The sequence below is a fragment of the Thauera sp. 27 genome (genome assembly GCF_000310125.2).
Taxonomy (GTDB): Bacteria; Pseudomonadota; Gammaproteobacteria; order Burkholderiales; family Rhodocyclaceae; genus Thauera; species Thauera mechernichensis.
In genome coordinates this window covers 78,125-105,091 of sequence record NZ_AMXB01000005.1, presented here as the reverse complement: position 1 = coordinate 105,091, position 26,967 = coordinate 78,125, and the positions used below count along the sequence as shown (strand labels likewise).

25 protein-coding genes and 1 tRNA gene are annotated in these 26,967 nt (G+C 64.5%); 20 read left to right on the top strand and 6 right to left on the bottom strand.

The window, feature by feature from the left end:
• Positions 1–11 precede the first annotated feature (11 nt).
• The 4 genes from B447_RS03895 to cspE all read right to left on the bottom strand — a co-directional run bounded on the left by B447_RS03895 (position 12) and on the right by cspE (position 6,602).
• Entirely contained in the window at positions 12–3,143 is a 3,132-nt protein-coding gene (locus B447_RS03895) for an EAL domain-containing protein (protein ID WP_002936722.1), read from the bottom strand.
• Between the two features lie 121 nt (positions 3,144–3,264).
• The gene (locus B447_RS03890) at positions 3,265–4,191 is read right to left on the bottom strand and encodes an alpha/beta fold hydrolase (protein ID WP_002936719.1); all 927 of its coding nucleotides are present in this window, start codon (positions 4,189–4,191) and stop codon (positions 3,265–3,267) included.
• A 22-nt stretch (positions 4,192–4,213) separates the two neighbouring features.
• The gene (locus B447_RS03885; protein WP_002936713.1) at positions 4,214–6,184 is read right to left on the bottom strand and encodes a DEAD/DEAH box helicase; all 1,971 of its coding nucleotides are present in this window, start codon (positions 6,182–6,184) and stop codon (positions 4,214–4,216) included.
• Positions 6,185–6,392: 208 nt separating this feature from the next.
• Positions 6,393–6,602: a transcription antiterminator/RNA stability regulator CspE gene (gene cspE / locus B447_RS03880; protein ID WP_002926583.1), complete on the bottom strand. Its 210-nt coding sequence runs from the start codon at positions 6,600–6,602 to the stop codon at positions 6,393–6,395.
• A 279-nt stretch (positions 6,603–6,881) separates the two neighbouring features.
• Between cspE and ylqF the strand changes: the two genes are divergently transcribed.
• On the top strand, positions 6,882–7,805 hold the full coding sequence (ylqF, locus tag B447_RS03875; RefSeq protein WP_002926579.1) for a ribosome biogenesis GTPase YlqF: 924 nt from the start codon (positions 6,882–6,884) through the stop codon (positions 7,803–7,805).
• On the opposite strand, the gene B447_RS03870 is transcribed toward ylqF, so the two are convergent.
• On the bottom strand, positions 7,802–8,359 hold the full coding sequence (locus B447_RS03870) for a YitT family protein (RefSeq protein WP_002936710.1): 558 nt from the start codon (positions 8,357–8,359) through the stop codon (positions 7,802–7,804). The genes ylqF and B447_RS03870 overlap by 4 nt on opposite strands.
• Positions 8,360–8,638: 279 nt before the next feature.
• Here B447_RS03870 and B447_RS03865 point away from each other — a divergent pair, with 279 nt between their 5' ends.
• The 14 genes from B447_RS03865 to pnp all read left to right on the top strand — a co-directional run bounded on the left by B447_RS03865 (position 8,639) and on the right by pnp (position 23,846).
• Positions 8,639–9,502 carry a 3',5'-nucleoside bisphosphate phosphatase gene (locus tag B447_RS03865; RefSeq protein ID WP_198291741.1) on the top strand — a complete coding sequence of 288 codons (864 nt, stop codon included), beginning with the start codon at positions 8,639–8,641 and terminating at the stop codon, positions 9,500–9,502.
• Positions 9,503–9,593: 91 nt separating this feature from the next.
• Positions 9,594–10,217: an L-threonylcarbamoyladenylate synthase gene (locus B447_RS03860; protein ID WP_002936701.1), complete on the top strand. Its 624-nt coding sequence runs from the start codon at positions 9,594–9,596 to the stop codon at positions 10,215–10,217.
• Between the two features lie 27 nt (positions 10,218–10,244).
• Positions 10,245–10,904, top strand: a complete 660-nt coding sequence (locus B447_RS03855; protein WP_002926570.1) for a site-2 protease family protein — start codon at positions 10,245–10,247, stop codon at positions 10,902–10,904.
• 5 nt (positions 10,905–10,909) lie between these two features.
• Entirely contained in the window at positions 10,910–12,112 is a 1,203-nt protein-coding gene (locus B447_RS03850; RefSeq protein WP_002926569.1) for a tryptophan--tRNA ligase, read from the top strand.
• Positions 12,113–12,146: 34 nt separating this feature from the next.
• Complete coding sequence (locus B447_RS03845; RefSeq protein WP_002936689.1) at positions 12,147–12,977, top strand: segregation and condensation protein A; 831 nt, start codon at positions 12,147–12,149, stop codon at positions 12,975–12,977.
• Positions 12,955–13,557, top strand: coding sequence for an SMC-Scp complex subunit ScpB (gene scpB / locus B447_RS03840; RefSeq protein ID WP_002936686.1), 603 nt, complete (start codon positions 12,955–12,957; stop codon positions 13,555–13,557). The genes B447_RS03845 and scpB overlap by 23 nt, the downstream gene beginning before the upstream one ends.
• Positions 13,505–14,644 (top strand): 23S rRNA pseudouridine(2605) synthase RluB, encoded by a 1,140-nt coding sequence (gene rluB / locus B447_RS03835; RefSeq protein WP_002936683.1) that lies wholly within the window; start codon positions 13,505–13,507, stop codon positions 14,642–14,644. Before scpB ends, rluB begins: the two co-directional genes overlap by 53 nt.
• A gap of 316 nt (positions 14,645–14,960) precedes the next feature.
• Positions 14,961–15,395 carry a ribosome maturation factor RimP gene (rimP, locus tag B447_RS03830; RefSeq protein WP_002926560.1) on the top strand — a complete coding sequence of 145 codons (435 nt, stop codon included), beginning with the start codon at positions 14,961–14,963 and terminating at the stop codon, positions 15,393–15,395.
• Between the two features lie 27 nt (positions 15,396–15,422).
• The gene (gene nusA / locus B447_RS03825) at positions 15,423–16,898 is read left to right on the top strand and encodes a transcription termination factor NusA (protein ID WP_002926557.1); all 1,476 of its coding nucleotides are present in this window, start codon (positions 15,423–15,425) and stop codon (positions 16,896–16,898) included.
• 13 nt (positions 16,899–16,911) lie between these two features.
• Entirely contained in the window at positions 16,912–19,791 is a 2,880-nt protein-coding gene (gene infB / locus B447_RS03820) for a translation initiation factor IF-2 (protein ID WP_002936680.1), read from the top strand.
• A 3-nt stretch (positions 19,792–19,794) separates the two neighbouring features.
• Positions 19,795–20,235, top strand: coding sequence for a 30S ribosome-binding factor RbfA (gene rbfA, locus B447_RS03815; RefSeq protein ID WP_002936678.1), 441 nt, complete (start codon positions 19,795–19,797; stop codon positions 20,233–20,235).
• On the top strand, positions 20,216–21,196 hold the full coding sequence (gene truB, locus B447_RS03810; RefSeq protein ID WP_002936677.1) for a tRNA pseudouridine(55) synthase TruB: 981 nt from the start codon (positions 20,216–20,218) through the stop codon (positions 21,194–21,196). The genes rbfA and truB overlap by 20 nt, the downstream gene beginning before the upstream one ends.
• 78 nt (positions 21,197–21,274) lie before the next feature.
• Entirely contained in the window at positions 21,275–21,544 is a 270-nt protein-coding gene (rpsO, locus tag B447_RS03805; RefSeq protein ID WP_002926549.1) for a 30S ribosomal protein S15, read from the top strand.
• Between the two features lie 202 nt (positions 21,545–21,746).
• Positions 21,747–23,846 carry a polyribonucleotide nucleotidyltransferase gene (gene pnp, locus B447_RS03800; protein WP_002936676.1) on the top strand — a complete coding sequence of 700 codons (2,100 nt, stop codon included), beginning with the start codon at positions 21,747–21,749 and terminating at the stop codon, positions 23,844–23,846.
• Positions 23,847–24,010: 164 nt separating this feature from the next.
• Here pnp and dksA read toward each other — a convergent pair whose 3' ends face one another.
• Positions 24,011–24,436 carry an RNA polymerase-binding protein DksA gene (gene dksA, locus B447_RS03795; protein WP_002926542.1) on the bottom strand — a complete coding sequence of 142 codons (426 nt, stop codon included), beginning with the start codon at positions 24,434–24,436 and terminating at the stop codon, positions 24,011–24,013.
• Positions 24,437–24,717: 281 nt separating this feature from the next.
• Between dksA and tpiA the strand changes: the two genes are divergently transcribed.
• The 5 genes from tpiA (at position 24,718) to B447_RS22420 (ending at position 26,958) form a co-directional block, all read left to right on the top strand.
• Positions 24,718–25,455, top strand: a complete 738-nt coding sequence (tpiA, locus tag B447_RS03790) for a triose-phosphate isomerase (protein WP_002936672.1) — start codon at positions 24,718–24,720, stop codon at positions 25,453–25,455.
• A 42-nt stretch (positions 25,456–25,497) separates the two neighbouring features.
• Entirely contained in the window at positions 25,498–25,848 is a 351-nt protein-coding gene (gene secG, locus B447_RS03785; RefSeq protein ID WP_002926533.1) for a preprotein translocase subunit SecG, read from the top strand.
• Between the two features lie 66 nt (positions 25,849–25,914).
• Positions 25,915–25,999: transfer RNA gene (locus tag B447_RS03780), tRNA-Leu, on the top strand.
• Positions 26,000–26,103: 104 nt separating this feature from the next.
• Positions 26,104–26,478, top strand: a complete 375-nt coding sequence (gene ndhC / locus B447_RS22425) for an NADH-quinone oxidoreductase subunit A (RefSeq protein ID WP_002936657.1) — start codon at positions 26,104–26,106, stop codon at positions 26,476–26,478.
• A gap of 3 nt (positions 26,479–26,481) precedes the next feature.
• Entirely contained in the window at positions 26,482–26,958 is a 477-nt protein-coding gene (locus B447_RS22420) for a NuoB/complex I 20 kDa subunit family protein (RefSeq protein ID WP_002926530.1), read from the top strand.
• The last annotated feature ends 9 nt before the right edge of the window (positions 26,959–26,967 follow it).

Sequence of the window (26,967 nt, the reverse complement as noted above, 5' to 3'; positions counted from 1 at the left end):
CAGCGTCTGCCCTAGGTTTCCACCGGCGTCGCGCCGTACCACGACACCCAGCCCATCACGTGCTCCGCAGGCATTGGGCGGGCAATGCCGAAACCCTGCCCGAGCCGACAGCCCAGTGCGGCCAGTGCAGCAGCATGGGCGGGGGTTTCGACGCCTTCCGCAATTGCTTCGCGGCCGAACGCGCTGGCAAGCTGGATGACGCCCTCGACGATCGCTCGGTCCTCGGCGTCGTCGAGCATGTCGATCACGAAGCTGTGGTCGATCTTGAGCTGATCGACCGGCAATTGGCGGAAATGCTTGAGTGACGCGTAGCCCGTGCCGAAGTCGTCGAGCGCGAGGCGAACGCCCAGGCCGCGACAGGCGCGCAGGACTTCGAGTGCGGACGTCATGTCGTCGAGTGCGGCTGACTCCAGGATCTCGAGCTTGAGCATGGCCGCGGTCAGGCTGGGCTGGCAGGCAAGCGCTGCGCGTACCGAATCGACGAATCCCGCCTGCTGCAGCTGGTTGGCGCTGACGTTGATGCTGACCGATACGTCGAGCCCGGCCTCGCGCCAGCGCGCGAGCGCGGCCAGTGCCTGGTCCAGCACCCATTTGCCGATGTCGATCTCCAGTTCGCTTCCCTCCGCATCGGCCAGAAACTGAGCGGGCGATAGCATGCCACGCGTCGGATGGCGCCAGCGCAGCAAGGCTTCTGCGCCCACCATGCGTGCGCTTTGCATGTCGACCTGGGGCTGGAACAGGAGCAGGAGTTCGCCGTCGCGCAGCGCTTCGGCCAGGCGGGCATGGCGTGCCCGTCTTTCCGCGAGTCCTTGCTCGATCGAGGTGTCGAAGTGCTGGATACAGTTGCGGCCGCGCTGCTTGGCACGGTACATCGCCTGGTCGGCGTGGCGCAGGAGGGTGTCGGGGTCGGCATCGTCCTCAGGGAAGAGGGTGACGCCGATACTTGCCGAGACGCAAACCCAGTCCTGTTCGATCTGTATCGGCTGGCGGATCGTATCGAGGATGCGCTTGAGCACTGCATCGCCATCCACATCCTCGAGAAGCAGTACGAACTCGTCGCCACCAAGACGGGCAACCGTGTCGCTGGCGCGCAGCAGGCCATTGAGGCGGTCGACGATCTCGACCAGCAGGCGATCGCCCGCCTCGTGGCCGTAGCGGTCGTTGACCGGCTTGAAACCGTCGAGGTCGATCACGCAGACGCCGAGCGTCTTGCCGGTGCGGTGCGCGTGGGCGATTGCCTGGCGGAGGCGGTCGTCCAGCAGGCGGCGGTTGGGCGCGCCGGTGAGCGGGTCGAAGTAGGCGATGCGGTTGAGCTCCTCCTCGTGGAGCTTGAGATGGCTGATGTCCGAGAACAGCCCGACGTGGTGCATGAGCCGCCCGTTCTCGTCACGTACGCGGCTGATCGACAGCATTTCGGCAAAGTCGCTGCCATCCTTGCGCAGGTTCCAGAGCTCTCCTTGCCAGTGGTCGTTCTCCTCCAGGGAGGCCCACATGTTGCGGTAGAACTCGCGCCCCTGGCGCCCGGAGCCGAGGACGGCGGGGTTGCGCCCCAGGACCTCCTCGCGGCTGTAGCCGGTGATGCGGGTAAAGGCCGGATTGATGTCGATGATGCAGTTGTTGGCGTCGGTGATCAGGATCGCTTCGTAGCAACTGGCGAACACACTGGCGGCGAGGCGCAGTCGCTCCTCGTCCTGCTTGCGTGCGCTGATGTCGAGCTGGGCGCCCGTCAGCAAGAGGGGAGCGCCGTGTAATGAGCGCTGCACGACATGGCCGCGGTCGTGCACCCAGATCCAGTGCCCTGCGCAGTGGCGCAGGCGCAGGTCCTGCTCATAGAAGGGCGACTCGCCGCGGAGATGCTGGTCGAGCGCTGCCTGGGCGCGAGCGAGGTCGTCCGGGTGCACCAGCTCGCGCCACTGGGCGCGATTCATCGTCGTGCGTCCTTCCTCGGCGAAGCCCATCATGCGGGTCCAGCGTGCGTCCATCACGTAGCGATCATGCCTGAGATCGAGCTCCCAGCTGGCCGCGCCGGTGGCTTCGACCACATTGCACAGGTGATGGTGTTCGAGGTCGATCTGTTCGGCGAGCGCGCTCGCCTTGCGATGGGCCCGTGAAAGCTGGGCATTGCGCTGCGTGAGCCTCGCCAGCAACAGCAGGATGGTGACAACGGCCAGGCTGAACACGAAGATCCAGACCTGAAAGCGCGCCCACACATCGCTCCAGGTGAAGCTTGGAGCGTGATCGAAGGGTGGCAGGCGAAGCTCGCGCAGCAAGGTCTCCACGCCCGAGTAGTCGGCTGGGATCGTGAAGCCGTGTATCCCCGCGGCATGAGCTGCCGGGTGGTCGGGGGGCAGCAGCAGCGCATGTGACGCGATCAACCTGATAGCGGCCTCGTCGGCATGTGGCAGTGCAACCAGCGGCCACTCGGGGTAAAGGCGTGTCGAGGTGGCGAATGGAAAGCCCGGTAGCGATTCTGCCGGGATGCGGTTCAGGATCTTCAGTGTGTCGAGGCCCTTGTGGCCTTCACGTGCCAGCTCCTCGAGCAGTCCTGTGCGGACGAAGCCGGCATCTGCACGGCCCGCGATCACCGCATCGATCACGCTGTCCTGGAACTGGTCGAGCGTACGGATGTGCAGGGCGCTGGTCCGGATGCCCGCTGCCTTGAGTTCGGCGAGCTGGGCGGCATAGGTGCCGAGGAAGTTCGCGCTGGTGGTGGCGATCCGGCGTCCTTCGAGGTCCTGGATGCCCGTCAGGTCGTCACGATCGGCGTGTGCGACGATGACGCCGCCGAAGCGATTGACCGCTTGCTCGCCGTGGCGACCAACGAGGGTGGCGATTGCGCCCGACAGCGCGTTGCCGCCGCGCAGTGCGACGAAGTGCGATGGGTTGGTGAGGACGAGGTCGAGTTCCTCACGCGCCAGGGCCTCGTGCATCTCGCCTTCGTCCAGCGCCCGCAGGCGTACGCTGTGGTCCGGCAGCCTCTCGTCGAGATACTGCGCGAACGGCGTCCATGCGGCCTCGACGACGGGCTTCGGGCGTATCGCAAAGACGCCAATGGTGAGTTCCTGCGCGCCGAGTACGGGCCCGGATGCAGCGCATGCGGCAAGCACCAGGCTCCAGAGGCGGATCGACAGGCAACTCTTCATGGGTGTCCGAGGCGTCGCGCCTGGTCTGGCGCAGGAGGAGGGGGTAAAGGGGACGAGCGGCGGCACGGCCGTTCCGCCCGGGGCGTAGAGCTTACTGCGGTATAGCCCATTTTGGGGAGTTCTAGCGCAATGGCCGGGGCTGTGCCCTCGGCAGTGGGGCGAGCACGGCTCCGTCTGCCATCAGGAAATTCCTTACCGCATGTGCGCTGCGCTCGGGGTCTTCCTGCATGAAGCAGTGACCACCGGGCAGCTCAGTGCGCTGGACGGCCGCGTTCGAAGATTCCCAGCGCAGGATGGCGCGTCGTGCAAACGGAAAGGTTGCTCGACCATGCACAACCAGCGTGGGCGTGGTGATGTGCGCGAGCGCAGGCCACAGCCGGCGCGGATAGGAGCTGAAGATCTCCGCTTCGCGCGCTGGTGTGCACTTGAGTTCGACTCCGCCGCCTGGCAGGTCGCGCAGCGCATGCTCGACGTAAGCCTGCAGTGCGTCCGCATGCCAGCCGCGAAACATGCCGCGACCATGAAGGTTGGCGCGTGCCGCGTCGCGGTCGGGCCAGTGATGGCGTCGTTTGCGCGCACGCTGGGCGAGTGCGTTGCGGCCATACAGGCCGACGACGTCGGACAGGGCCATCAGGCCGATCATTGCGGGGGGAAACAGGACGGGATCGAGCAGTACAGCGCGCGCGAACGCGTGCGGTGCGCGCGCGAGCATGAGGCAGCTGATGACGCTGCCGAAGCTGTGTCCGACGGCATGCGCGGGGACATCGCCGAACACGCCGCGTCGTGCGTTCCAGGCCTCCAGGCTGAGCTCTGCCGTCCTATTCCAGCCCAGGAAGCGTCCGCCATGATCGCTGTCGCCATGGCCCTGGACATCTGACAGGAACAGATCGAAATGCGCGGCCAGGCATTGCAGCATGGGCGCATACACCATGCCGCAATAGCCGTTGCCATGCACGAAGTGAAGCACCGGCCGCCCGCTGGGCGGGCTGTGCAGTCCGCGCAGCGTGAAGCCCGACGAGGCGTGATGCGACCAGGGTAGGAGTTCCATGCTGCGGTGCGGATGGGCCGGCTCAGTCCGGACGTCGCTTCTTGCCGCCCGCTGCAGGGGTGTGCGGCCGACCGCCGGGGCGGTTGTCGTGCTGCAGGCGATCGCCGCGCGGCTTGCTCCAGGCCGGCTTGCCTTCGCCGTATGCGGGCTTTGCACGCGGGTTGCGCGGCGCGGCATCGTTTGGCCTGCGTTCGCCTTGCCAGCTGGTGTCCTCTCGCATGGGGCGGCGCCGTTCGGGCATCGTGGCGGCTTCGGCTGCACTCAAGGCACGGATGTTCAGTGCCATCTGGCGCACGCGGGTGCGCTTGAGCGTGCCGAGCAGATCATCCGGCAGGTTCGCGGGCAGCTCGACCGTGGAGAAGTCGTCGAAGAGGTGGATCTGGCCGATGTACTTGCCTTCGATACCGCCTTCGTTGGCGATCGCACCGACGATCTCCTTGGGGCTGGCGCCGTGGGCGCGACCAACCTCGATGCGGTAGCGGACCAGCGCGCCATCTGCAAAGGCGCGGCGGCGGGCGAGGATCTCGTCGCGATTGGGGCGTTGGGTGCGTTCGCGTGGCGCACCGGTCGTAAAGTGCTCGGCTCTCGGGGCGCGGCCTTCGAAGCTGGTGGGGGCGGTAGCGATTTCCCAGCCGCGTCCGGACTGCTCGAGCTGCAGCGGGCGGTCGCGCTGCGCGAGCAGCGTCAGTGCTGCGGCAACCTCGTGGATATCGAGCTCGTTCTCTTCGATCAGGTCGTTGACGATGCCCATGAAGAAGCCGAGGTCCTCGCCGCCGATGGCATCCACGACCTGGCGCTTGAACTGCGCCACGCGCAGGTTGGTCACTTCTTCGTTGCTGGGCAGCGCGATCGGTGTGATCGGCTGGCGCGTGGCCCGCTCGATCATCTTCAGCATGCGTGTTTCGCGCGGCGCAACGAACAGGATCGCTACCCCCTCGCGGCCGGCGCGGCCGGTACGGCCGATGCGGTGTACATAGGCCTCGGTGTCGTACGGGATGTCGTAGTTGATGACGTGCGAGACGCGCGGCACATCGATGCCGCGTGCGGCGACGTCGGTGGCAATGACGATGTCCAGCGCGCCATTCTTGAGCTGCTCGATGACCCGTTCGCGCAGTCCCTGGGTCATGTCGCCATTGAGCGCCGCGGCTGCGTAGCCGCGTGCGGCGAGCTTGTCGGCGAGCTCTTCCGTTGCGATCTTGGTGCGCACGAAGACGATGGCGGCGTCGAAGCTTTCCTCGGCGTCGAGGATGCGGGTGAGGGCATCGAGCTTGTCGACGCCGCGCACCAGCCAGTAACGCTGGCTGATCTTGGAGACGGTCGCGGTCGCGGCGCGGATCTTGATCTCCTGCGGTTCGCGCAGGTGGCGGCGGGCGACGTCGCGGATGACGTTCGGCATGGTTGCCGAGAACAGCGCTGTCTGGCGCGCCTCCGGTGTGTGTTCGAGGATCCACTCGACGTCGTCGATGAAGCCCATGCGCAGCATCTCGTCGGCCTCGTCGAGGACGATGGCCTTGAGCGCATCGAGCTTGAGGCTCTCGCGCTCGAGATGGTCCATTACCCGCCCCGGCGTGCCGACGATGATGTGGGCGCCGCGCGACAACTGGCGCAACTGCACCACCATGCTCTGGCCGCCGTAGATCGGCAGCACGTGGAAGCCCTTGAGGTGATGGGCATACTTGGCGAAGGCTTCCGCCACCTGGATCGCCAGTTCGCGCGTGGGGGTGAGCACCAGCACCTGGGGACGGGCGTCGGCAAGGTCGAGCTTGGCGAGCATGGGCAGCGCGAAGGCGGCCGTCTTGCCAGTGCCGGTCTGGGCCTCGCCGAGGATGTCGCGGCCGGCCAGCAGTTGCGGGATGCAGGCGGCCTGGATGGGCGACGGCGTTTCATAACCGACCTCGGCCAGCGCCGACAGGAGGGGCGCGGGCAGGTCGAGATCGGCGAAGCGCAGGGTCGCCTCGGGGCTGGCGGATTCGGGGAGGGCAGAGTCGGTCATGGCTGTCGGGCCGCGGAGGCGGCGGTGTGCAGCAGCGCTGCGAAGTCGCGATTATCGGCGATTCTGGCGCTGCGAACGAAAAAGCGGCTCGTGGCCGCAGTGGGGCGAACCGGGGAGGTCACGGTTGGCACCCGGCGCCGGAAAAGCAAAAACGCGGCGCAAGGCCGCGTTTCGGGTGCATCGAGTGACGTCGGCGACGTCGCTTCGATTACAGCGGGCGGATGTTGGCCGCCTGCAGGCCCTTCGGGCCGGTCTTGACTTCGAATTCGACGCGCTGGTTTTCGGCCAGGCTCTTGAAACCCTTGCTCTGGATTTCGGAGAAGTGGGCGAACAGGTCGTCGCCGCCGCCTTCAGGAGTGATGAAGCCGAAGCCCTTGGCGTCGTTGAACCATTTCACGGTACCGGTTTGAGTGCTCATTTTGCGTTCCATATGAAGAATTGCGGGCTTGCGCCCCGGAGATGCAGGAACGATCAAGAAACGTAATCAGGAGGCATCAAACCGACACGCGTTCTCTTGGAACTCGCTGGGCAACCACCAGAACAACCACTGCTTGAATCGACTGCGAACGGCACGATACACGGTTTTTCGCGGATGCGTGAATTTATTTTGAGTTGCGCCGAAAGTGGCCGATGTCTTGTTCGCGCCAGTGGGTGTGCGGTGGGATAATCTGTGCTTCTCCTGATCTACGGAACTCCCATGCCCATCCAGTGGTTCCCGGGGCACATGGCGTCGGCGCGCAAGAAGGCGGCCGAGGCAATGGCTGCCATCGATGTCGTCATCGAGGTGACCGACGCGCGCCTGCCGGAAGCGAGCAGCAACCCGATGATCGCCGAGCTGCGGCGGTTTCGTAATCGTCCCTGCCTGAAGTTGCTCAACAAGTCCGACCTTGCCGATCCGGAGGTGACGCGGGCCTGGATGGCGTTCTACAACCGCCAGCCCGGGGTCAGGGCCGTTGCGATTTCGGCCAAGAGTGCGGCGGATGTCGCACGCATTCCGACGCTCTGCCGTGAGCTTGCGCCCCATCGCGACGACGGCACCAAGCCCCTGCGCATGATGATCATGGGCATACCCAATGTGGGCAAGTCGACGCTGATGAACGCTCTGCTCAAGCGCAAGGTGGCCAAGGTCGGCGATGAGCCGGCCGTGACCAAGCACCAGCAGACGCTCGATCTGGGGCCGGGCATGACGCTGACCGACACACCGGGGATGATGTGGCCGAAGATCGATTACGACGCGGATGGCTACATGCTCGCGGCCAGCCATGCGATTGGCCGCAACGCCGTCATCGACGAGGAGGTGGCTGCCTTTCTCGGCGAGATCCTGTTGGCGCGCTATGCCGACAGGCTGGCTGCGCGCTACCGGCTCGAGCGTGCAGCGGTTGCCACACTCGATGGTCCGGCGCTGGTCGAGGCGGTCGGTCGCCGGCGCGGTTGTCTCGTCAAGGGCGGTGGGCTGGACCTCGAGAAGGCGGCGCAGATCCTGCTGCAGGACTATCGAGACGGGGCGCTGGGACGCATCAGTCTGGAATCGCCCGACAGCAGGGAGGCCATGATTGCAGCGGCGATCGCCGCACGGGCGCTGGCCGAGGTGGGTGATGCGGCTGGCGGGGAGGCGGGCTAGATCCCGAAGTAACGGTCCGGGCGGTGATTGACTGCGATGACGAGATTGACCGCTGCGGCAGCCAGGATGGAGAGCGCAATCTTGTCTATGCTCAGCGCGAGCAACCCGAGCGTCATGATCAGTATGTCGGCCACCATCTGCACCGAACCCGCGCGCCAGCCGCGGCGCTTCTGCAGGTAGAGGCCGAGAATGGTGACGCCTCCCAGGCTGGCGCCATGGCGGATGAGGATCAGGATCCCGGTGCCCGCGAGCAGCCCTGCCATGATGCTTGCAAAGACCGGGTTGAGCACGTCGAAGCTCACCAGCAATGGGAGCGTCTCGGTATACAGGGCCAGTACGGCGACGGCGCAGAAGGTCTTGATCGTGAATGCCAGGCCGAGTGCGCGCAGCCCAAAGGCATAGAAGGGCAGGTTCAGGATCACGAGCGACACGCCCAGCGGCCAGTCGGCAAGGTAGTGCATGAGAAAGGACAGGCCGGTGGTGCCGCCAGTGAGCAGCGAGCTCTCGCGGAACATCACAAGGGCGAGGGCCACGAACAGGCAGCCTGTGAGCACCCCCTGCACGTCCTCGAAAAGCGTGTGGGTGGTGGGTTTTGGGCCAGGGGTACGCGAGCTGTCAGGCGGGGACGACGGTAGGGGCTGTGGTGGCGTGGGAGGCGGGTTGATCATGGCGGCGGTCCTTCGTGCAGGCGACGATGATACGACCAGGTGCAGGGATCGTGCGCTGTCGAGCCCGAACCCCTGCGCTTTGCGACCTGCTTTGCGACCCTTTGGCGCGTCGTGACGATGGCGCTTTGCTATGATGCAGGGCCGACCGTTTCCTGCTTCCCCTTGATGACCCCTTCGCACCCAGCATCGCCACACGCCATCAACGCCGACCTGCATTGTCACTCGACGGTGTCGGACGGCTGGCTGGACCCGGAGGATGTGGTGCTGCGCGCGCTCGCAAATGGCGTGGACCTGCTTGCGCTGACCGATCACGACGAGCTTGGTGGCATTGACGCTGCGGCGCGGGTCGCTTCGGCGCACGGCTTGCGCTTTGTTGCCGGGGTGGAGATTTCCGTGTCGTTTGCGGGCGAGACCATTCACATCGTCGGCCTTGGTGTGGATCACCGTCATCCCGTGCTGGTCGATGGGCTCGCGCAGCTGCGGGCAGGTCGCGACGCAAGGGCGAAGCGCATTGGCGAGGCGCTCGAGCGCGTGGGTATTCGTGATGCGCTGGCGGGTGCCCACCGCTTTGCCCGCAATCCTGCCCTGGTCAGCCGCGCGCACTTCGCCCGTCATCTGGTGGCCGCCGGCGTCATGCCCGATGTCAAGACCGTATTTGACCACTACCTGGTGCGGGGCAAGCCCGGCTTTGTCGACCATGCCTGGGCCAGGCTCGAGGATGCGGTGGGCTGGATTCGTGCTGCGGGTGGTATTGCGGTGGTCGCTCACCCGGCGCGCTACCGGCTGTCGGGCGCCGATCTCGAGCGCCTGTTCGATTGCTTCATCGCAGCCGGGGGCGAAGCGGTCGAGGTTGTTTCCGGGGCGCATACCGAGGACGAGATGCGGCGCTTTGCCAGTCTTGCCCGTCGCCGTGGCTTGCTTGCATCCCGCGCCTCGGACTTTCATGGCGCAGCCGAGAGCGCTGTTGACCTGGGGTGCTGCAATCCCTTGCCGGCCGATCTGCAGCCGGTGTGGTCGCGGCTTATGTAGGCTCGTCAGTAGCGCGCCGCCAGCGCATTCAACCGGGAGGCGGTCCTGCCGACCCCCTGCCGACCCATATCGAGCACTCTACGACAAGCACATGGCACAGTTCTTCTCCCTTCATCCCGAGCAACCTCAGGCGCGCCTGATCCGCCAGGCGGCCGAGATCATCCGCCGCGGCGGGCTGGTCGTGCTGCCGACCGACTCGGCCTATGCCCTCGTCTGCCAGATGGGCGATGCGGGGCTGCTCGAACGCATCCGTCGTCTGCGTGGCGTCGACGAGCGTCATCACTTCACGCTTATGTGCCGCGACCTGTCGGAGATCGGCACCTATGCGCGCGTTGACAATGGCCAGTACCGCTTGCTCAAGGCCACCACGCCAGGCCCCTATACCTTCATTCTCGAAGGGACCAAGGAGTTGCCGCGGCGCGTTCTGCATCCGAAGCGCAAGACGATCGGTCTGCGCGTGCCCGAGCATGCCGTCGTATCGGCCTTGCTTGCCGAGATCGAAGGGCCGCTGCTCACGTCGACCCTCATCCTGCCGGGCGAAACGCTGCCCATGAGCGATGCCGACGAGATTCGCGAGCGCCTCGAGAAGCAGGTCGAGCTCATCATCGAGGCTGGTTATTGTGGCCCTGAGGCGACGACGGTGATCGACCTCACCTCCGGGGCGCCCGAGCTTGTGCGTGCCGGGCGGGGTGCGCTCGAGCCATTCGGACTTTAGGCCGCCGCGAGGACGATCAAGCATTCCATGGATTCACTGATCCCCATCCTGGCCATCTGGGCACTGCCCGTGCTGCTGGCGATCACCTTGCACGAGGCCGCGCATGGCTACGTTGCGCGTCATTTCGGCGATCCGACCGCCGATCTGGCCGGCCGTATCACGCTCAACCCGCTCAAGCACATCGACCCGGTCGGCACCATTCTCGTGCCTGCGGGCATTCTTGCGCTGACGACGCTGTTCGGGGCGGGTGGCATCCTGTTTGGCTGGGCCAAGCCGGTGCCGGTCAATTTTGGTCGCCTGCGCAATCCCAAGGCCGACATGCTCTGGGTTGCCGCAGCGGGACCTTTCGTGAATCTCCTCATGGCTGTGGCCTGGGGGCTGCTTTTTCGTATTGCGGCAACTTCAGAGCCCGGCGCCTATACCCTGCCGATGCTCAAGATGGCCGACGCCGGCATCCAGATCAATGCCGTGCTGATGGTGCTCAATCTGCTGCCGATTCCGCCTCTCGACGGCGGCCGCATTGCCGTCAGCCTGTTGCCGAATCGGCTTGCCTGGCGCTTTGCACGGCTGGAGCCCTATGGCTTCCCGATCCTGCTTGTGTTGTTGTTCACCGGCATCCTCGGCACCATCCTGTGGCCGCTGATCGCTGGTTTCCGCTACCTGCTCTCAACCGTCCTCGGTTTCTGACCCCCATGTACGCAGAACGCGTTCTTTCAGGCATGCGCCCCAGCGGCAGGCTTCACCTCGGGCACCATCACGGTGTGCTCAAGAACTGGGTGAAGCTGCAGGAGGAGTTTCCCTGCTTCTTCTTCGTCGCCGACTGGCATGCCCTCACCACCCACTACGACAGCCCCGAAGTCATTGCCGACAACGTGTGGACCATGCTTGTCGATTGGCTCGCCGCTGGCGTCGATCCGGCGCAGGCTACCCTCTTCATCCAGTCCCGGGTGCCCGAGCATGCCGAGCTCCACTTGCTGCTGTCGATGATGACGCCGCTCGGCTGGCTCGAGCGCGTTCCGGGCTGGAAGGAGCAGCAGGAGCGTGGCGAGGGTGCCGAGCTGTCGACCTACGGCTTTCTGGGCTATCCGCTGCTGCAGTCTGCGGACATCCTCATCTATCGCGCCGACAAGGTGCCGGTTGGCGAGGATCAGGTGCCGCATGTCGAGATCACCCGCGAGCTCGCCCGCCGGTTCAATCACCTGTACGGCCGCGAGCCCGGCTTCGAGGACAAGGCCCGAGAGGCCGTTCGCAAGCTCGGTGCCAAGCGCGCGCGGCTCTACCATGATCTGCGCACCCGCTTTCAGCAGGATGGCGACGATGAGGCGCTCGAGCAGGCGAAAGCCTTGCTCGACGAGACCCAGAACCTGAGCCTGGGCGATCGCGAGCGCCTTTACGGTTATCTGGAAGGCGGCGGCAAGATGATCCTGGTCGAGCCCGAGGCCTTGCTTGCGCCGGTCTCGCGCATGCCTGGCCTGGATGGGCAGAAGATGTCCAAGGCCTACGGCAATACCATCAACCTGCGCGAGGATGCCGACAGCGTCACGCGCAAGGTGCGCACGATGCAGACCGATCCGGCGCGCATGCGGCGTACCGATCCGGGCGAGCCCGAGCGCTGCCCGGTGTGGCAACTGCACATGATCTACTCGAACGAGGACACTCTGGCGTGGGCGCAGCGTGGTTGCCGTAGTGCCTCGATCGGCTGCCTCGAGTGCAAGCAACCCGTCCTTGAAGCGATCCTCGAGGAGCAGGAGGGGCTGCACGAGCGCGCCCAGCCCTATCTTGACGATCCTGGCCTCGTTCGCAGCATCGTTGCAGATGGTTGCGAGCGGGCGCGCAAGCTCGCGCAGGAAACCATGCGCGATGTGCGTGAGGCGATGGGCCTGGATTACGGCTGATGGCGGCGCCGGGTTCCCGCGAGCGTGAGCGGCCATGAACCTGGCGCTCGATCTCGCGCCTGTCGAGGCGCAGGATGTTCTCGATTCGGTGGCGCGCATTTATGGCGAGCCCCTGCTCGAACTGCCCAAAGACCTGTATATTCCGCCCGACGCACTGCAGGTGTTCCTGGATGCGTTCGAAGGGCCGCTGGATCTGCTGCTGTACCTGATCCGCAAAGCGAATCTCGATGTCCTCGATATTCCGATGGCGCCGCTCACCGCACAGTACCTCGAGTACGTCGAAGCCATGCGGCAGAGCAACCTCGAGCTCGCAGCCGAGTACCTGTTGATGGCGGCGGTGTTGCTCGAGATCAAGTCGCGCATGCTGCTGCCGAGGCCGCCGCGAGAGGGGGCCGAGGAAGCGGATCCGCGCGCGGAACTGGTGCGCCGGCTGGTCGAGTACGAGCAGATGAAGATCGCCGCGCTGCGCCTCGATGCGATGCCTCGCGTGGAGCGCGATTTCGAGTGGGTCGGCGTGTTCGTCGCCGAGAAGCTTGTCGAGCGCCAACCCGAGGTCAGTCTGCATGATCTGCAGCTGGCCTGGCTGCGCATCATGAAGAAGGCGCGCCTGAACCAGCACCACCGAGTTGGGCGGGAGCAGCCTTCCGTGCGCGAGCACATGACGGCAATCCTGCGCAGGCTGGGCGATGGGGGCTTCGTGGTGTTCGATGCGCTGTTCGATACCGCACTCGGGGCGGCGGGGCTGGTGGTCAGCTTTCTTGCCGTGCTCGAGCTGGTCAAGGAGAGGTTGGTCGAAGTGACTCAGAATGAGGCGTTTGCGCCGATCTACGTGAAATTGGCCGATGGAACGCGAAGCGACGCCTGAGGCCTGGTTGCGAGTGGTCGAGGCAGCCTTGCTGGCCGCTACTGCGCCGTTGTCCGTGGCCAGCCTGAGGCGCCTGTTCGACGACGATCCCGGCCCGGATCTCGTGCGCAGGCTGCTTGATGCGCTGCGCGAGGAATGGGTGGCGGCTGATCGCGGCGTGGAGCTGGTGCAGCTCGCCAGCGGTTGGCGCTTCCAGACGCGGCCGCAGTATCAGGTCTATCTCGACCGCCTGAAGGATGAAAAGCCGCCGCGCTACTCGCGGGCGGTGATGGAAACGCTGGCGATCATTGCATACCGGCAGCCCGTGACGCGTGGCGACATTGAAGACATACGCGGGGTGGCGGTGTCGCCGAACATACTGAAAACACTCGAGTCGCGCGGTTGGGTCGATGTTGTCGGCCAGCGCGATACGCCCGGCCGGCCGGCCTTGTTCGCCACCACCCGGCGCTTCCTCGATGACATGGGGCTGCGCAGCCTGACCGAGCTGCCGGCGCTGGCCGAAATCGAGAAAATTATGGATCTAGTCGATGTCTCGCAAACCGAACAGGCCCCTGCGGCCGCCCACGAAGAAGAAGTCTGACGCCATCGAGATCCTCGATCGCGACCCGCGTGCCGATCGCCGCGCGGCGCGGGACGAGGAGGCGCAGCCGAGCGCGCCGGATGCGCACCTGAATGCGGACCCGCGCGGTGCGCGGCGCGCGCGTCCGGAGAGTGGGCGCGGCTCTCGTCGTCCGGACGATCCTGCGCGCAGGGCGGATGCGCACCAGACTGCCCTTGGTCAGCCTCAGCGCGGCGAACGAGCGCCACGTGGTGGTGTGTCGGGGCGGGCGCGCAATGCGCCGACCACGCTGACCGAGCCCGAGCGGCTGCAGAAGGTTCTGGCTCAGGCCGGGGTCGCGTCGCGTCGCGAGATCGAGGACTGGGTGCTGGCCGGCCGGATTTCGGTGAACGGCTTGCCGGCAGCACTTGGGCAGAAGATCGGTCCCGGCGATCGCGTCAAGGTCAATGGCAAGCTGGTGCCGCTGCGCTTTTCCCAGCGTAGTCCGCGCGTGCTCATCTACCACAAGCCCGAGGGTGAAATCGTTTCGCGCGATGATCCAGAAGGCCGGCCGACCGTATTCGAGCGCCTGCCGTTGCTACGCAAGGGGCGCTGGCTGGCGGTGGGGCGGCTGGACTTCAATACTTCCGGCTTGTTGCTATTTACCAACGACGGCGATCTGGCCAACCGCCTGATGCATCCGCGCTACGAACTCGAGCGCGAGTACGCGGTGCGGGTGCTCGGTGAGCTGACAGAAGAGCAGGCGCAGTCGTTGTGCGAGGGCATTCAGCTCGAAGACGGGCTGGCTAAATTCAACCAGCTGCGCGCCGAGGGCGGCGAGGGTGCCAATCATTGGTATCGGGTGACGATCTCGGAGGGCCGCAATCGCGAGGTGCGTCGCATGTTCGAGGCGGTCGGCCTGACCGTGAGTCGCCTGATGCGGGTCCGCTACGGTAGCGTTGAGTTGCCGGCGCGTCTCAAGCGGGGTATGTGGATGGAGATGCCGGAGGCCGATGCCTGCCGTCTTGCCGGCGTCCCCGTGCCGCAGAGTCGCGAGAGTGACGAGCGTGCCAAACGCCCGGTGAAGCTCCATCGCACGCAGCCGCGTGGCGGGGCGAAGGAGCGTTGAGCGAAACGCCGGTCGCGTTACGCGCTTTCGCCCGGTGTTCGGAAGGGCGCTGCCCGGTGCAGACCTCGTTTCACGACGGTTTGCCCGCGCGGCGCTTTGGCGCTATACTCTCGCGGCTTTGATGGATAGGTTTCCGATTGTGCGCCAGTCGTTTGCTTCGGGCGTGTTGGTCGGATGGTGGCCGTCCGTCTTGCGGTTGTGACCAGCGGTGTATTTCCTGCAGGAGCAATTGTTTGATGGGCGTTTCGCCCATTTTTTATTTGTGGCGCCGGTTATGGCGTCCATGAAGAGTGAGTAGAAGGGGCTGGGAGGCGCAATGCGTACCGATGTCGAGCAACTGATCGAGCAGGTGGTGACGGGTCTTGGATACGAGCTCGTGGATGTCGAGTTCTCTCCCAAGGGGCGTCTGCTGCGCATCTTTCTCGATATCGAGCGCGGCATCACGGTCGATGACTGCGCGACCGTCAGCAACCAGCTCCAGCGCGTGTTCGAGGTCGAGAACGTTGACTATGACCGGCTCGAGGTGTCCTCGCCGGGTCTTGACCGTCCGCTCAAGAAGCTGGCCGATTTCGAACGTTTCGCCGGCGAGCAGGCGCAGGTGCGACTGACGCTGCCGATCGGCAATCAACGTAATTTTGTCGGCGTGATCGAGGGTGTGCGTGACGGTGCAGTGGCGCTGCGCACCGAGAAGGGCGAGGTCATGCTGCCCTTCGGCGACATCGAGAAAGCACGTCTGGTACCCCAATTTTGAGACTGTGGATGTGGAGGTTTTACTGAAATGAGCCGCGAGATCCTGCTGCTTGTGGATGCCCTGGCGCGCGAGAAGAATGTCGCCCGGGACATCGTTTTTTCCGCGCTCGAAACCGCCTTGGCCTCTGCGACCAAGAAACGCATCCACGATGATGCCGACGTGGTGGTGTCGATCGACCGCGACTCGGGTGACTACACGTCGACGCGTCGCTGGCTGGTGATGCTTGATGAGGAGGTCACCAACGATGAGGCCGAGATGGGCATCATCGATGCGCGCGAGCTGCGCGCCGATGTGCAGATCGGCGACTACATCGAAGAGGAGCTCGAGCCCATCGACTTCGGTCGTATTGGTGCGCAGGCTGCCAAGCAGGTCATCCTGCAGCGCATCCGCGATGCCGAGCGCGAGCAGGTGCTCAACGACTTCCTCGATCGCAAGGAATTCCTCGTTTCGGGTTCGATCAAGCGCATGGAGCGTGGTAGCGCGATCATCGAGGTCGGTCGCATGGAAGCCGTGCTGCCGCGCGACCAGCAGATTCCGCGCGAGAACCTGCGCGTGGGCGATCGCGTCAAGGCCTTCCTGCTGCGCATCGATCGCGGCGCCCGCGGTCCGCAACTGGTGTTGTCGCGCACCGCGCCCGAGTTCCTGATGAAGCTGTTCGAGCTCGAAGTGCCCGAGATCGAAGATGGTCTGCTCGAGCTCAAGGCTTGCGCCCGCGACCCCGGCCTGCGTGCCAAGATCGCGGTCAAGTCCAACGATCAGCGCATCGATCCGATCGGTACCTGCGTGGGCCTGCGCGGCTCGCGCGTGACCGCGGTGCGCAACGAGGTCGGCGGCGAGCAGGTCGACATCATCGTGTGGTCGTCCGATCCGGCGCAGTTCGTGGTCGCTGCGCTGCAGCCTGCCGAAGTCGTGTCGATCGTCGTAGATGAAGAGGCGCATGCCATGGATGTGGTGGTGGACGAGAACAACCTCGCCATCGCCATTGGCCGCAACGGCCAGAACGTGAAGCTGGCGTCCGAACTCACCGGGTGGACGATCAACCTGATGAGCGAGCAGGAGTCGGCCGAAAAGACGGCGCAGGAGCAGCAGGGGCTGCGCGCGCTGTTCATGGAGAAACTGGATGTGGACGAAGAACTCGCCGACATCCTGATCGAGGAGGGTTTCTCTTCGCTCGAGGAAGTGGCCTACGTGCCGCTGGCCGAGATGCTGGAGATCGAAGCCTTCGACGAGGATACGGTCAACGAGCTGCGCAATCGCGCACGTAACGTGCTGCTGACCGAGGCCATCGTCACCGAGGAGCAGCTCGAGAACGTAGCCGATGATCTGCTCAATCTGGACGGCATGGAGAAGTCCCTTGCCGCCAAACTTGCCCAGCAGGGCATTCGTACCCGCGACGACCTGGCTGACCTTGCGGTCGACGAGCTGGTCGAGATGGCTGGGATCGACGAAGAAAGAGCCAAGGCGCTGATATCCGTTGCGCGCGCCCATTGGTTCGAAGAATGATGGGAGGGCAGTAATGGAACAGATGAGCGTGACCCAGTTTGCCGGCGAACTGAAGATGCCGGCCGCGGTGCTGCTCGAGCAGTTGAAGCGCGCGGGCGTGGATAAGACCGGCCCGAGCGACCTGCTTACCGAACAGGACAAGGCGAAGCTTCTGGAGTACCTGCGCCGTTCGCATGGTGATACCCAGCCCAAGGGCAAGATCACCCTGACGCGCAAGCAGACGACCGAGATCCGTGCGACCGACTCCACCGGTCGTGCACGTACCGTTCAGGTCGAGGTGCGCAAGAAGCGCACCTTCGTCAAGCGTGACGAACTGGCTGGCGATCAGCATGGCGAGGCGGCCGAACAGGTTGCTGCGGCCGAGGCGCTGCATGTCGAGGCGGTGGTCAGCGACGAACAGCCGGTGGTAGAGCCGGTTGCGGAAGCTATGGTCGCGAGTGTCGAGGTCGAGGTTGAGGCCCCGGCGCCTGTCGCCGAGCCCGAGCCCGTCGTGGAAGCGGTCGCCGAGCAGGTTGAGGTGCAGGCTGTCGAGCAGCCCGCGGCACCTCCGCAGGCGATCGAATCGCGCCCTGCTGCTGCTCCGGCGCGTGCGACCGCAGCGGCGGAAGTCAAGCCCGAGCCGGTCGCGCCGGCAGCACCGGTCGTGACTACTGTGTTGAGCAAGCCATTGCCGTTGTCCGAGATTCTGAGCGAGGAAGAAATCGCCGCGCGCAAGCGCGACGAGGATCGCCAGCGCGCCCTGAAAGAGCGCCAGGCTGCCGATCTGCGCGCCCGTCAGGAGCGCGAGGCCGCTGCGCGAGCGGCCGCCGATGCGCGCAAGGCTGAGGAAGAGGCGCGCTTGCGCGCAGAGCAGCAGAAGAAGGAAGAGGCTGCCAAGCCTGCCAAGACGACCACGGGTACGCTGCACCGTCCCGCCAAGACCGAAGACAAGCCCGCTGCACGCGACGCTCGGCGCGGTGCGCCGGCGCCTGCCCGCGAGGCTGAAGGCGCAGGCAAGCGCCGCGGTGGTCTCAAGACGCGCGGCGAGGTGGGGGCGACTGCAGGCAGCAACTGGCGTGGGGCTGGCAAGGGTGGTGGGCGTCATGGCCGCAACCAGCATGACGACCGTACCTCCTTCCAGGCGCCGGTCGAGCCGATCGTGCGCGAAGTCCACGTGCCCGAGACCATCACTGTTGCCGATCTCGCCCACAAGATGGCGATCAAGGCGACCGAGGTGATCAAGGCGCTGATGAAGATGGGTTCGATGGTCACCATCAACCAGGTGCTGGACCAGGAAACGGCGATGATCATCGTCGAGGAAATGGGCCACAAGGCGCTGGCGGCCAAGCTCGACGATCCGGATGCCTTCCTGGAGGACAGCGAGGACCACAAGGACGCTGAGATCCTGCCGCGCGCGCCGGTGGTCACCGTCATGGGTCACGTCGATCACGGCAAGACTTCGCTGCTCGACTACATTCGTACTGCCAAGGTCGCTGCCGGCGAGTTCGGCGGCATCACCCAGCATATCGGCGCGTATCACGTCGAGACGGCGCGTGGCATGGTCACCTTCCTGGATACTCCGGGTCACGAGGCCTTCACGGCGATGCGTGCGCGCGGTGCGAAGGCGACCGACATCGTCATCCTGGTGGTGGCAGCCGATGACGGCGTGATGCCGCAGACGCGCGAGGCGATCCATCACGCAAAGGCGGCGGGCGTGCCGCTGGTGGTGGCGATCAACAAGATCGACAAGCCCGATGCCAATCCCGAGCGCGTCACGCAGGAGTTGATTGCCGAAGAGGTCATCCCCGAGGCTTACGGTGGCGACACGATGTTCGTGCCGGTGTCGGCCAAGAAGGGTACTGGCATTGACGAGTTGCTTGAGGCCGTGCTGTTGCAGGCCGAGGTGCTTGAGCTGACTGCAGCGGTCGATGCGCCGGCCAAGGGCCTGATCATCGAAGCACGTCTGGACAAGGGCCGTGGCCCGGTGGCTTCGCTGCTGGTGCAGTCGGGTACGCTGCGCAAGGGTGACGTGCTGCTGGCCGGGGCGACCTTCGGCCGTATCCGCGCCATGCTCGACGAGAACGGCAAGCAGATCGATCAGGCAGGTCCGTCCATTCCGGTCGAGATCCTCGGTCTGTCCGATGTGCCCGCGGCGGGCGACGAGGCGATTGCGCTTGCCGACGAGAAGAAGGCGCGCGAGATCGCGCTCTTCCGCCAGGGCAAGTTCCGCGACGTCAAGCTTGCCAAGCAGCAGGCTGCCAAGCTCGAGAACATGTTCGAGCAGATGGCCGAAGGCGAGGTCAAGACCCTGCCGCTCATCATCAAGGCCGACGTCCAAGGCTCGCAGGAAGCGCTGGTTCAGTCGCTGCAGAAGCTGTCCACCGACGAGGTCCGCGTCAATGTCATCCATGCCGCCGTGGGTGCGATCAGCGAGTCCGACGTCAACCTGGCGCAGGCTTCGGGCGCCGTCATCATCGGCTTCAATACCCGTGCCGATGCCGGTGCGCGCAAGCTCGCCGAGAGCTTCGACGTCGACATCCGCTACTACAACATCATCTACGACGCAGTCGATGAAGTGAAGGCGGCGCTGTCGGGCATGCTGGCACCCGAGAAGCGCGAGGAGGTCACCGGCCTGGTCGAGATCCGCCAGGTGTTCACGATCTCCAAGGTCGGCTCCATCGCGGGTTGCTACGTGCTGGAAGGCCTGGTCAGGCGCGGCTCGCACGTTCGCCTGCTGCGCAACCACACGGTGCTGTGGACCGGCGAGCTCGAGTCGCTCAAGCGCTTCAAGGACGACGTCAAGGAAGTCAAGTTCGGGTACGAGTGCGGCCTGCAGCTGCGCAACTACAACGACATCAAGGAAGGCGACCAGCTCGAAGTGTTCGAGATCAAGGAAGTGGCGAGGACCCTGTAAGCGATGCCCAAGGAGTATTCCCGCAGCCAGCGCGTGGTGGAGCAGATCCGCCGCGAGCTGGCCGAGCTGATCAGGCTGGAGGTGAAGGATCCGCGCGTCGGCTTCATCACCCTCACCGATGTCGAAATCACCCCCGACTACGCCCACGCCAAGGTGTTCTTCACCAGCATGACCGGTGAAGGAGACGTGCCCGAGATCCAGCAGGGTTTGCGGCGTGCGAGCGGATTCCTGCGTCGCGAGCTGGGTCGCCGTATCCGCATTCACACCATTCCCGAGTTGCACTTCCACTATGACCGCTCGGTCGAGGAGGGCTCGCGCCTGTCCCAGCTGATCGATGCGGTGGTGAAGGAAGACGAATCGCGCCACCAGGACGCGCCCTCTGCCGACGAAACGGGCGGCGAGCACGCTGCTGGCAAGGACGACGATGACAAATCCCGCGCCTGAGGCGGCGCGGGCGCAGTCGGCGAAGCGCTCGAGACCGCCGCAGCGCAAGATCATCCGCCGCGCGGTCGATGGCGTGCTGCTGCTCGACAAGCCGCAGGGCATGAGTTCGAACGGCGCGTTGCAGGCGGCGCGTCGCCTGCTCAACGCCGCCAAGGCAGGCCACACCGGCACGCTGGATCCGATGGCGAGCGGCTTGCTGCCGCTCACCTTTGGTGAGGCGACGAAGTTCTCGCAGATGCTGCTTGACGCCGACAAGACCTACGAAGCGGTGGTGCAACTCGGCGTCGAGACCGATAGTGGCGATGCCGAGGGCAAGGTGCTGGCCACCCATCCGGTTGCCATAGAGCGCGCCGCCCTTGAGGTGGTGCTCGAGCGCTTTCGCGGCGAGATCGAGCAGGTGCCACCGATGTATTCGGCCCTCAAGCGTGACGGCAAGGCGCTCTACGAGTACGCGCGACAGGGCATCGAGATCGAGCGCGAAGCGCGTCGGGTCATGATCCACGCGTTGGAGTTGCTCGACTTCGCCGGAGAGCGGTTTTCGATCCGGGTGCATTGCAGCAAGGGAACCTATATCCGTAGCCTGGCGATGGATATCGGCGCTGCGCTTGGTTGTGGGGCACATCTGGCCGGACTGCGGCGTACCGCAATTGGTGCTTTCCAGTTGGCGGCCGCTGTCTCGCTCGAGTGCCTCGAGGCGGCCGGGGAGGGTGGGCGCGATGCCTTGCTTGCACCGGCCGACGCTCTCGTGGCCGATTTCCCGATGCTGCAACTCGACGCCGAGGCGGCACGCGGGCTGTTGCAGGGGCGCGTGCTCGCGCTGCCGGGCGCCGTGCCTGGGGCGAAGGTACGCGCCTACGGCCCGGGCGGTTTTCTCGGTCTGGCGCAATGGCAGGACGACGGGCGTCTCGCGGCGCGCCGCCTGATTGCTACCGGTGGCCTGGCCGACGACGCATGCGCATGAATTTGATTGAGTTTATGGTGCCGCTATGGGTATAATCCGCGGCTTCTGATTGGCAGAAAAACACGAGTAAAGACACACATGGCTCTTGACACCGCATCCAAGTCGCAGATCGTCTCCGACTTTCAGCGCGCCCAAGGCGACACCGGTTCTCCGGAAGTCCAGGTTGCGCTCCTGACCGCCCGCATCAACGGGCTTGCCCCCCACTTCAAGGCTCACGGCAAGGATCATCACTCCCGTCGTGGCCTGCTGAAGATGGTCAGCCAGCGTCGCAAGCTGCTGGACTACCTGAAGGGCCGTAACGCCGATAGCTATCGCAATCTGATCGAGCGTCTGGGCCTGCGCAAGTAATTGCCGTCCGTGACGAGCTACACAGCGCCGATCAGGGCGAAGTAAGCCAGCAAAGCCGGTGCGTGCCCCTGCGGCCGCGCCGGCTTTTTGCCATCTGGCCCCGCTGTGCCGGCTGCACGTCCGTGGCATCGAGTCCTCCTGTCCGGGCGGGCCGCCACAAGCAGTTGTAGTTCGCTGCATCAACCGAATAAAGGAAATCACCTTGCCTACCGCAATCAAGAAAACCTTCGCCTATGGCGCCCACACCGTCACCCTCGAGACCGGCGAAGTCGCACGCCAGGCTGGCGGTGCCGTCATTGTCAACATGGACGAGACCGTGGTTCTCGCCACCGTTGTCGGCGCCAAGGAAGCGCGTCCGGGCCAGGACTTCTTCCCGCTTACCGTCGATTACGTCGAGAAGTTCTACGCTGCCGGCCGAATCCCGGGTGGCTTCTTCAAGCGCGAAGGCCGTCCGAGCGAGAAGGAGATCCTCACCTCGCGCCTGATCGATCGCCCCATTCGTCCGCTCTTCCCCGACGGCTTCATGAACGAAGTCCAGGTCATCGTGACCGTGCTGTCGCTGAATCCCGAGATCGACTCCGACATCCCGGCGATGATCGGCGCCTCGGCCGCGCTCGCGATCTCCGGCCTGCCATTCAACGGCCCGGTCGGCGCCGCCCGCGTGGGTTATCTGGATGGCCGCTACGTCCTCAACCCCACCGCATCCGAACTGCAGAGCAGCCAGATGAATCTGGTGGTTGCCGGTACGCAGACCGCGGTGCTGATGGTTGAGTCCGAGGCGCAGGAATTGCCCGAGGATGTGATGCTGGGCGCGGTGGTGTTCGGTCACGAGCAGATGCAGACCGCGATCAACGCGATCAACGAGCTCGTCGAAGTTGCCGGCAAGCCCGAGTGGGATTGGCAGGCGCCGCCTGCGAACGAGGCGCTGATCGCCAAGGTCGGCGAACTGGCGAAGGCTGAGATGGAGGAGGCCTTCCGCATCACCAGCAAGCAGGATCGTTCTGCCCGCCTGGCAGAGATCCGCAAGCGTGTGATCGCCCAGCTTACCGAGGGCGTGGAGGGTGCTCCTTCGGTCAACGAAATCAAGGATATCTTCTTCAATCTCGAGTCCGGGATCGTCCGTAGCCGCATCCTCAACGGCGAGCCGCGCATCGACGGTCGCGACACCCGCACGGTCCGCCCGATCGAGATCCGTACCGGCGTGCTGCCGCGTACTCACGGCTCGGCGCTGTTCACGCGTGGCGAGACGCAAGCCCTGGTGGTCGCCACCCTGGGTACCGGTCGTGACGAGCAGATCATCGACGCCATCGCTGGCGAGTACAAGGAGCGCTTCCTGCTCCACTACAACTTCCCGCCGTTCTGCACGGGCGAGACCGGCCGCTTCGGCGTGACCAAGCGCCGCGAAGTGGGCCATGGCCGCCTGGCCAAGCGTTCGCTGGTCGCCATGCTGCCCAAGGCGGAGGAGTTCTCGTACACCGTGCGCGTGGTTTCCGAGATCACCGAATCCAACGGTTCCTCCTCGATGGCTTCGGTGTGCGGTGGTTCGCTTGCCATGATGGATGCCGGTGTGCCGCTCAAGAACCACGTTGCCGGCATCGCCATGGGCCTGATCAAGGATGGCAACCGCTTCGCGGTGCTGACCGACATCCTGGGCGACGAGGATCACCTCGGCGACATGGACTTCAAGGTCGCCGGTACCGAGAACGGTATCACCGGCCTGCAGATGGACATCAAGATCCAGGGCATCACCAAGGAGATCATGCACGCCGCGCTGGAGCAGGCCAAGGAAGGCCGCCTGCACATCCTCGGCTTGATGCAGCAGTCCCTCAGCAGCAGCCGTGGCGAGGTGTCCGAGTACGCGCCGCGCATGATCAACATGAAGATCAACCCCGAGAAGATCCGCGACGTGATCGGCAAGGGCGGTGCAGTGATCCGCGCGCTGCAGGAGGAGACCGGTACCGTGATCGAAATCGAGGACGACGGCTCGATCAAGATCTCGTCGGTGAGTGCCGAGGGTGCGCAGGTCGCCAAGGCCAAGATCGAGGCGATCACTGCCGAGGTCGAGGTTGGCAAGATCTACGAGGGTCCGGTCGTGCGCCTGCTCGACTTCGGCGCCATCGTGAACATCATGCCCGGTCGCGACGGCCTGCTGCATGTGTCGCAGATCGCCAATGAGCGCGTCAACAACGTCTCCGACTACGTCAAGGAAGGTCAGGTCGTACGCGTGAAGGTGCTCGAGACCGACGAGCGCGGCAAGATCCGCCTCAGCATGAAGGCGTTGCTGGGCGAGAACGCAGGCTGAGCCCGTGCGGCGACTTGATGTCGCCGTAATGCGGTCGCTTCGGAACGACAAAGGACGCCAAGGCGTCCTTTGTCGTTTGCGGGCCGAGCTCTTGGAACCGCTACTGGCGATGCAAAAGGGCGCCATTGGCGCCCTTTTGCATCGTCGTCTGTCGTGAGACTGGCTTACTTGGCGACCTGGCGCTCGCGCATTTCTTCCAGGGTCTTGCAGTCGATGCACATCGTCGCGGTGGGGCGGGCCTCGAGGCGTTTTAGGCCGATTTCGACGCCACAGCTGTCGCAGTAGCCGTACTCGCCGTCCTCGATGCGTCCGAGCGCCTCGTCGATCTTCTTGATGAGCTTGCGTTCGCGGTCACGGTTGCGCAGCTCCAGTGCAATGTCGGATTCCTGGCTTGCGCGGTCGTTCGGGTCGGCGAAGACGGTGGCCTCGTCCTGCATCGTGTGCACCGTGCGCTCGATATCCCCCATCAGCTCGCCCTTGAGCGAGCTCAGGATTTCGCGGAAGTGGCCCAGCTGCTTCTCGCTCATGTATTCCTCGCCGGCAGCGGGTACGTAAGGCGGGAATTGCTTGTGCAGTGTTTCTTCGGCCATGACTCAACTTCCGTGGATGATTGAAGGATAGGCCCGACTTAATAGCAGAATCGGCTTTCAGCAGCAAGCGTGCGGGCGTTGCCTGGGTGGCATCCTTTGCCAAGTTGTCGTGCGCGGCGGGGGCTTGATGCCCTGCGGCGCGGGGTGCCAGTGGGCCAGGGCGGCGGTGTCCCTGCCCGATGAGTCACGAGCGTGCGCAAGTCCTTGGCGGTGTGCATTTGCGGCGGACCTCTGGGCCGTCCTATAATCCTACGGTTTAGCTAACTGGATTTCTCTGTCCCATGATCCGACTCGTCGCCGGCAACTGGAAGATGAATGGCAGCCTGGCCGCCAATCGCGAATTGCTGGACGGTATCCGCAGTGTCGAAGGGGTAGAGCTTGCTGTATGCGTGCCCTATCCTTACCTTGCTCAGCTTGCGCAGCGGCCGGCGGGGCTTGAACTGGGGGCGCAGGATGTCAGCGAGCATGCCGAAGGGGCGTTCACCGGTGAGGTCAGTGCGTCGATGCTGGCCGAATTTGGTTGCCGCTATGTGATCGTTGGTCATTCCGAGCGCAGGGCTTTTTTTGGCGAGGATGATCTCGTTGTCGGCCGCAAGGCGCTTGCGGCGCTGGGGGCTGGTCTGGTCCCCATCGTTTGCGTTGGTGAGACGCTCGCCGAGCGCGACGCCGGCGCTGCCCTGGCGGTCGTGGGGCGGCAGCTTGCGGCAGTGCGCGATGTGGTCGGTCCCGAGGCCATGGCCGGGGTCGTCATCGCCTACGAGCCGGTGTGGGCGATTGGTACCGGGCGCTCGGCGACGTCCGCGCAGGTGGGGGAAGTGCATGGGGCGATCCGTCGCTGGCTCGAGGACGGAGGTGTGGCTGCCGCAGGTGTGCGCATACTCTATGGGGGGAGCGTCAAGCCGGCGAATGCGGCTGAGATCTTCGCCGTTCCGGATGTCGATGGTGGTTTGATCGGTGGCGCTTCGCTCGCCGCCGCTGATTTCATGGCGATCTGTCGTGCCGCCGCTGCGGTCTGCTGATCATTTGTTCTTGTTCGAGTTTTTGTCTTTTCAGGGTTCGTGATGGGTAATTATCTATTCTCCGTGGTGCTCACGGTTCATGTGCTGGTCGGGCTTGGCGTGATCGGTCTCGTTCTTGTGCAGCACGGCAAAGGGGCTGACATGGGGGCGGCGTTCGGTAGTGGTTCGTCCGGCAGTCTGTTCGGATCGTCGGGGTCGGCGAACTTCCTCAGTCGTACGACTGCGATGCTCGCCACGGTGTTCTTTCTCACCAGTCTGGGCTTGAGCTACCTCGCCAGCAACAAGCCTGCTGCGCCTTCCAGCGTGATGGAGGGGGTGCAGGTCGCGCCGGCTGTGGATCCGGTCCCGAGCGTGCCGGCCGATACCTCGCCCGCGCAGTCGATCCCGAAATAAAAGTAGGGTGGGCTCTTTGCGCAGTGCGTAAAAACCCTTATAATTTTTTGGCTGTCTGAACAGCGCGCCGACGTGGTGAAATTGGTAGACACGCTATCTTGAGGGGGTAGTGGCGAAAGCCGTATGAGTTCGAGTCTCATCGTCGGCACCATATTCAGGTAACGCCCGCAGTTGCGGGCGTTTCCATGCAGAGCAGCCAAAACAATAACGACGACGCGGTCTTGCAGTCGTCCAACGCAATGGGGGTTTCTGAACATGCTGGAAAGCTATTTTCCCGTATTGATGTTCATGCTCGTTGGGCTTGGTTTCGGGCTTGCTCCTGTCATTCTCGGGCGACTTCTCGCTCCCTATCGTCCTGATAGCGAAAAAAACTCCCCGTACGAATGCGGCTTCGAGGCGTTTGAAGACGCCCGCATGAAGTTCGATGTTCGCTACTACCTGATCGCCATTCTTTTCATCCTGTTCGATCTCGAGATCGCCTTCCTGTTTCCGTGGGCGACCGTTTTTCAGGAGTTCATCGCCGCTGGTGAGATCGCCTGGTTCGTTTTCGGTTCGGTGATGGTCTTTCTCGCGGTTTTGGTCATCGGTTATATCGTCGAGTGGAAGAACGGCGCACTCGACTGGGAGTAATGCATGAGCATTGAGGGCGTCTTTCGCGAAGGGTTTGTAACCACTTCGCTCGATGCGGTCATCAACTGGACGCGTACCGGTTCGCTTTGGCCCATGACTTTCGGTCTGGCCTGTTGCGCGGTGGAGATGATCCACGCCGGCTGTTCCCGTTACGATCTTGATCGCTTCGGGGTGGTGTTCAGGCCCAGTCCGCGCCAGTCCGATCTGATGATCGTGGCGGGTACCTTGTGCAACAAGATGGCGCCGGCGCTGCGCAAGGTCTACGACCAGATGTCCGAGCCGCGCTGGGTCATCTCGATGGGCTCCTGTGCCAATGGTGGTGGCTATTACCACTACTCCTATTCGGTCGTCCGTGGCTGTGATCGCATCGTTCCGGTCGATGTGTATGTGCCGGGCTGTCCGCCCACCGCCGAGGCGCTGATCTACGGCATTCTTCAGCTTCAAAACAAGATCAAGCGCACGAATACGATCGCGCGCTGACGGGTGTCA

Excerpts from the sequence above, each read along its gene's own strand:
- B447_RS03895 (WP_002936722.1), bottom strand. The coding sequence starts at position 3,143 with ATGAAGAGTTGCCTGTCGATCCGCCTCTGGAGCCTGGTGCTTGCCGCA.
- B447_RS03890 (WP_002936719.1), bottom strand. The coding sequence starts at position 4,191 with ATGGAACTCCTACCCTGGTCGCATCACGCCTCGTCGGGCTTCACGCTG.
- B447_RS03885 (WP_002936713.1), bottom strand. The coding sequence starts at position 6,184 with ATGACCGACTCTGCCCTCCCCGAATCCGCCAGCCCCGAGGCGACCCTG.
- cspE (WP_002926583.1), bottom strand. The coding sequence starts at position 6,602 with ATGAGCACTCAAACCGGTACCGTGAAATGGTTCAACGACGCCAAGGGC.
- ylqF (WP_002926579.1), top strand. The coding sequence starts at position 6,882 with ATGCCCATCCAGTGGTTCCCGGGGCACATGGCGTCGGCGCGCAAGAAG.
- B447_RS03865 (WP_198291741.1), top strand. The coding sequence starts at position 8,639 with ATGACCCCTTCGCACCCAGCATCGCCACACGCCATCAACGCCGACCTG.
- B447_RS03860 (WP_002936701.1), top strand. The coding sequence starts at position 9,594 with ATGGCACAGTTCTTCTCCCTTCATCCCGAGCAACCTCAGGCGCGCCTG.
- B447_RS03855 (WP_002926570.1), top strand. The coding sequence starts at position 10,245 with ATGGATTCACTGATCCCCATCCTGGCCATCTGGGCACTGCCCGTGCTG.
- B447_RS03850 (WP_002926569.1), top strand. The coding sequence starts at position 10,910 with ATGTACGCAGAACGCGTTCTTTCAGGCATGCGCCCCAGCGGCAGGCTT.
- B447_RS03845 (WP_002936689.1), top strand. The coding sequence starts at position 12,147 with ATGAACCTGGCGCTCGATCTCGCGCCTGTCGAGGCGCAGGATGTTCTC.
- scpB (WP_002936686.1), top strand. The coding sequence starts at position 12,955 with ATGGAACGCGAAGCGACGCCTGAGGCCTGGTTGCGAGTGGTCGAGGCA.
- rluB (WP_002936683.1), top strand. The coding sequence starts at position 13,505 with ATGTCTCGCAAACCGAACAGGCCCCTGCGGCCGCCCACGAAGAAGAAG.
- rimP (WP_002926560.1), top strand. The coding sequence starts at position 14,961 with ATGCGTACCGATGTCGAGCAACTGATCGAGCAGGTGGTGACGGGTCTT.
- nusA (WP_002926557.1), top strand. The coding sequence starts at position 15,423 with ATGAGCCGCGAGATCCTGCTGCTTGTGGATGCCCTGGCGCGCGAGAAG.
- infB (WP_002936680.1), top strand. The coding sequence starts at position 16,912 with ATGGAACAGATGAGCGTGACCCAGTTTGCCGGCGAACTGAAGATGCCG.
- rbfA (WP_002936678.1), top strand. The coding sequence starts at position 19,795 with ATGCCCAAGGAGTATTCCCGCAGCCAGCGCGTGGTGGAGCAGATCCGC.
- truB (WP_002936677.1), top strand. The coding sequence starts at position 20,216 with ATGACAAATCCCGCGCCTGAGGCGGCGCGGGCGCAGTCGGCGAAGCGC.
- rpsO (WP_002926549.1), top strand. The coding sequence starts at position 21,275 with ATGGCTCTTGACACCGCATCCAAGTCGCAGATCGTCTCCGACTTTCAG.
- dksA (WP_002926542.1), bottom strand. The coding sequence starts at position 24,436 with ATGGCCGAAGAAACACTGCACAAGCAATTCCCGCCTTACGTACCCGCT.
- tpiA (WP_002936672.1), top strand. The coding sequence starts at position 24,718 with ATGATCCGACTCGTCGCCGGCAACTGGAAGATGAATGGCAGCCTGGCC.
- secG (WP_002926533.1), top strand. The coding sequence starts at position 25,498 with ATGGGTAATTATCTATTCTCCGTGGTGCTCACGGTTCATGTGCTGGTC.
- ndhC (WP_002936657.1), top strand. The coding sequence starts at position 26,104 with ATGCTGGAAAGCTATTTTCCCGTATTGATGTTCATGCTCGTTGGGCTT.
- B447_RS22420 (WP_002926530.1), top strand. The coding sequence starts at position 26,482 with ATGAGCATTGAGGGCGTCTTTCGCGAAGGGTTTGTAACCACTTCGCTC.